3 protein-coding genes and 1 pseudogene are annotated in these 4,775 nt (G+C 58.4%); 1 reads left to right on the top strand and 3 read right to left on the bottom strand.

The window, feature by feature from the left end; all coding sequences use genetic code 11:
- Positions 1 to 257 precede the first annotated feature (257 nt).
- The 3 genes from JWQ61_RS05140 to JWQ61_RS05130 form a co-directional block, all read right to left on the bottom strand.
- On the bottom strand, positions 258 to 806 hold the full coding sequence (locus tag JWQ61_RS05140) for an acyloxyacyl hydrolase (protein WP_120234244.1): 549 nt from the start codon (positions 804 to 806) through the stop codon (positions 258 to 260).
- A gap of 188 nt (positions 807 to 994) precedes the next feature.
- Positions 995 to 1,888, bottom strand: a complete 894-nt coding sequence (locus tag JWQ61_RS05135; protein ID WP_304359571.1) for an SMP-30/gluconolactonase/LRE family protein — start codon at positions 1,886 to 1,888, stop codon at positions 995 to 997.
- Positions 1,889 to 1,970: 82 nt separating this feature from the next.
- Complete coding sequence (locus tag JWQ61_RS05130; protein WP_304359570.1) at positions 1,971 to 3,164, bottom strand: M20 aminoacylase family protein; 1,194 nt, start codon at positions 3,162 to 3,164, stop codon at positions 1,971 to 1,973.
- A 407-nt stretch (positions 3,165 to 3,571) separates the two neighbouring features.
- Here JWQ61_RS05130 and JWQ61_RS05125 point away from each other — a divergent pair.
- Positions 3,572 to 4,775 (top strand): annotated as a pseudogene (locus JWQ61_RS05125) (ABC transporter substrate-binding protein); the annotation flags it as partial.

Genomic DNA, 4,775 nt, shown 5'->3' with positions numbered 1-4,775 from the left:
TCCCGAACAGGACCGTGAAACGACTTTGCGCCGATGATAGTGCTGCAACCAGTGTGAAAGTAGGTCATCGTCAGGCTTTTATTAAAAAACCCTCTGCAGACAACTGCAGAGGGTTTTTGCTTTGCGCGTATGGTTTTGCGGCAGGCCCCATACCTTCGTTTCCCGTATTGCTCCAATCAACTACCTGAATCATCAGGCGAAAAAAAGCCGGTCAGCTTGCGCGACCGGCTTTCCTGTATCTGGATCAAAAACCTGACTTAGAACGGATAAGCTACCCGCAGCACAGCGAAGTTTGCGCCGCTGTTCGGTTTCTTGATGCCGCCATTGGAGAAATGCTGCAGCTTGAGGCCGATATCCAGGCCGTTGCTGAACACATAGCCGGTGCCGATGTGGTCGCCAAACTCGAAAGCGGTGGAAAAACGGCGGCTGTTGTTGTCATACAGATGCGACATCAGATGCACGCCGATACCGGCTTCGCCATACAGGCCCTTTTTATCGTTGGCCTGGAAACGGAACACCGGCGTGAAGCCGATATCGGTCAGGTTTTTCTTCTGGCCAGGGACATTCTGGTACTGGTTCTGGCGGAATTCAGCCAGGCTCAAGTCCCAGTAGCCGCCGAGTTGGGTGCTGCTGCCTTGCCACAAGGCCGTGTTCCAGTTCCATTGCGCGGCAACCCGAGCCAGCTGGCTCTTGTTCCCGGTGCCGAGTTCGAAGGACGCGGAGTCCACGGCGAAGCTGGTTGAGTGAACGCCTGCCAGCAGGCCGGCTGCGGCCAAGAGTTTGAGTCCGGTATGTTTTTTTTGCATGAAAGACTTTCGAACGTAAAAATAAAAAAGCGAAACAAGTCGTCGCCATATTCAAATGGAAGGCGGCGCTGACCGCATATGCAACTCCCCGCGGCGCGCAGCTACAGCCCTAAAGAATAGTCGAAAACCGGGATTGTTGCCGAACTACGGGCAATTCCTGTCGTAAAACTGTGAATCCTTGTCCCGGTTCAGGCAATGTAAGCCGGTTCAATCCGGCCAGGCACATCTACCCGCAGCGACAGGATGCAGCCGGATGCGGGATACTTTTCAAGCTCAGCAGCGCCGCGCTTTTCACTCACGCTGGTGATATACAGCGTACGCAAATCGGCGCCGCCGAACGCCATCATGGTCGGGCAGCGTAGCGGCAAGATCACTTCCTGCAGCAGCTCGCCCGCGGGCGACAAACGCAACAGCCTGCCACCCTCATACATCGCGCACCAATAGGCATCTTCGCTATCGACCGCAGCGCCGTCGGGGCGGCCGCCATAGTCGGCAGCGCTCTTGTCCATGGCGAACTGTTTCAGCACCCGGCCAGCACCGATTACCCCGTGCTCCAAATCAAACTCGTAGCTGCAGATCCGGTGCGCCGTGGTGTCGCTATGATACAGCGTACGGCTGTCGCCGCTGAAGCCGAGGCCGTTGGACACCGTCACCGGATTGCCCGCAGGTCGTACTTTATCCTTTTCAATGGCGTACAGCTGAGCGCCGGCGTGGTCGCGCGGTTCATAGATGGTGCCGGCCCAGAAGCGGCCGGCGGCGTCGCAACGGCCATCGTTAAAACGCGCAGTGGCAGTGTCGTAAGGCGCATCGGCGATGTGCGTGAGCTCACCGCTGTCGGTGTTCAGGTGGACCACGCCGCTACGCATGGCGACGACCAGGCCGCCGCCCGCATGCCGGCCGATGCAGCCGGGTTCGGCAGGCAGCTGCCACATGGCGTGGACGCCGTCGGCAGGCCGCAGCCGGTGCACCTGCATGGCCGAGATGTCGACCCAGTACAGTGCAGCTTCGCCGGCATGCCACAGCGGGCACTCGCCCAATTGCATAGGCTGGTCGTAGGCGATTTCAATTTGATTCATGAGCATGATGAATGAAAAAAAAAGGATGGATCGGGACGCGAAGCGAGAAGGGCTGCCCTGGCGCCAAGGCCAGAGGGCAGCGCGGCGACTACATCTTCTTCAGATAAGTTTCTGCGAGATTGACCCAGTAGCTGGCGCCGATCGGCAGCAGATCGTCGTTGAAGTCGTAGCTGGCGTTGTGCAGGTTGCAAGGACCGAGGCCATGGCCACCATCCCTGTGAGCGCCTTCGCCGTTGCCGATGAAGACATAACAGCCCGGCTTGTTCTGCAGCATGAAGGCAAAATCCTCGGCGCCCATGGTGGGCTCCACCTGCGGATTGACATTGCCGTTGCCGACCATTGCCTGCAGCACTTCGACGACAAATGCAGTCTCCTTGGCATGGTTCACCAGCGGCGGATAATTGCGGTGGAACTTGAACTCGATTTCGGCGCCGAAAGCGGCCGCGGTATGTTGCGCGATTTCCCGCATGCGCGTTTCGATCACGTCCAGCACCGCCACCGAAAAAGTCCGCACGGTGCCGATCAGCGTCGCTTCGTCGGGAATCACATTGGTGGCGCTGCCGCTATGGATCTGCGTCACCGACAGGACCGACGGATCGTTCGGATTGATATTGCGGGAGACAATGGTCTGCCAGCTCTGCGCAATCTGCACCGCGACCATGACAGGGTCTATGCTTTTATGCGGCTGCGCGGCGTGCGAGCCCTTGCCTTTGACGATCACCTCGAACTCATTGCTGGAGGCCATCATCGGGCCTGGCGTCACGCCGAAGCTGCCGGCCGGCATGCCCGGCCAGTTATGCATGCCGAACACCGCTTCCATCGGATACTGCTCGAACAAACCGTCGTCGATCATGCGCTGCGCGCCGCCGCCGCCTTCTTCCGCCGGCTGGAAAATCAGGTATACGGTACCGTCGAAATTGCGGTGCTGCGCCAGGTGATGGGCAGCGCCAAGCAGCATCGCCGTGTGGCCGTCATGTCCACAAGCGTGCATCTTGCCCTGATGTTGGGAGGCATGCGGGAAGGTATTCAATTCCTGCATCGGCAAGGCATCCATATCGGCGCGCAGGCCGATGGCGCGGTTGCTGCTGCCATTTTTCACGATGCCGACCACGCCGGTGACGCCGAGGCCGCGCACTATCGGAATCTGCCATTCGGTGAGTTTGCGGGCGACCACATCGGAGGTCCGCTTTTCTTCGTAGTTGAGTTCGGGATGTGCGTGCAGATCTCGTCGGATAGCCTGCAATTCTGCCTGGAAGGCGATAATGGGATCAATCAAATTCATGTTGTGCTCCTAGGGCCTGTTAGGAATCAATTTGGGAGTGCGAACGGGTCATAGGCGTCGCATGCCTAGGCGCAACGACGCGACGTAGAGGTGCTACGGCAAGGAGTTGCAACAACGGCATGCGACGCCTATGACCCGTTCCCTCCGGGTTCAAACCAAAACGTGCGCTGGACTGCGTTGCATGGCTTGCAGGGGCAACCAGCCCCTGCTACGCCACGCGCCTTGCCAGCACACGTTTTGGTTTGAACGCATCTCCCAAATTGATTCCTAACAGGCCCCTATGTGGCACGCCTTTTGCCTACAAAAATGGTGAATGGCGTAACGTCCAGAATGTGTATATTACGCCTACACGGTCCGTCGGTGTTCATTCACAGGAGAGCATTATGCGTCTGATGTCATGGCCAAGAATGGGATTGTGTGTATTACAGGCGGCTTCCTGCCTGCTGTTGTTTGCTTCCGTAGCGCCTCCTGCCGCAGCGCAGGAATTCAAACTGGCGATGAGTTCTCCGCCGACTTCGATGGATCCGCACTTCTATAATTTGTTTCCCAACATCAACGTTTCCGACCACATCTTCGAGCAGCTGGTGGCGATGGATGCCGACAGCCACATCATTCCAGCGCTGGCCGAATCCTGGACCCTGGTGAATAACCTGACATGGGAATTCAAGTTGCGCAAAGGCGCCAAGTTCCACGACGGCAGTCCGCTGACGGCGGAAGACGTCGCTTGGTCGCTGGACCGGCCAGCCACAATCGTCGGCAGCCCGGGAAAATTCGATACCTATACCAAAGCCATCATCAACAAGAAAATCATCGATCCCTACACCATCCAGCTGACGACCAGAGAGCCGTATCCGTTGCTGCTGGCCGACCTGACTTCGATCTACATCGTATCGAAGAAAGCGACCCAGGGCCTGAGCAGCGACGACTTCGCCAGCGGCAAGGGCATGATAGGCACCGGTCCTTTCAAGTTCGTCAGGTTCCAGCGCGACGACCGCATAGAGCTGGAGCGCAATAACGATTACTGGGGCAAGAAACCGGCCTGGAGCAAGGTCACCCTGCGTTTCATCCCGAACGACGCAACCCGCCTGGCGGCGCTGCTGGCAGGCGATGTACAGGCGATCGAAAACGTGCCGACGCCGGACCTGGCGAAAGTCCGGGCGGACAAGGGCCTGAGCTTTTATTCCAAGGTCTCGCACCGCGTGATCTACCTGTACCCGGATACCCGCCGCGAGAAATCGCCGTTCGTCACCGACAAGGATGGCCAGCCGCTGGACAAGAATCCGCTGATGGATGTACGCGTGCGCCGCGCATTGTCGATCGCCATCAACCGCGATGCGATTCGCGACCGGGTCATGGAAGGCTTGTCCGAGCCGACCATCAACCTGGTGCCGGTGGCCCTGTTCGGCCACAATCCGAATCTGAAGCCACCTAAATACGATCCTGAAGCGGCGAAAAAATTGCTGGCTGAAGCCGGATAGCCCAATGGTTTCGGCCTGACCCTGCATACGCCGAACAACCGCTACATCAACGACGAGAAAATCGCGCAAACCATCGCCCAGATGTGGTCGCGCATCGGCATCGCCACCAAGGTCGAGGGCGCACCGATGTCGG

It is taken from the genome of Collimonas fungivorans (assembly GCF_028292705.1).
Classification (GTDB): domain Bacteria; phylum Pseudomonadota; class Gammaproteobacteria; order Burkholderiales; family Burkholderiaceae_D; genus Collimonas; species Collimonas fungivorans_B.
This window is presented reverse-complemented; position numbering and strand designations above follow the sequence as displayed.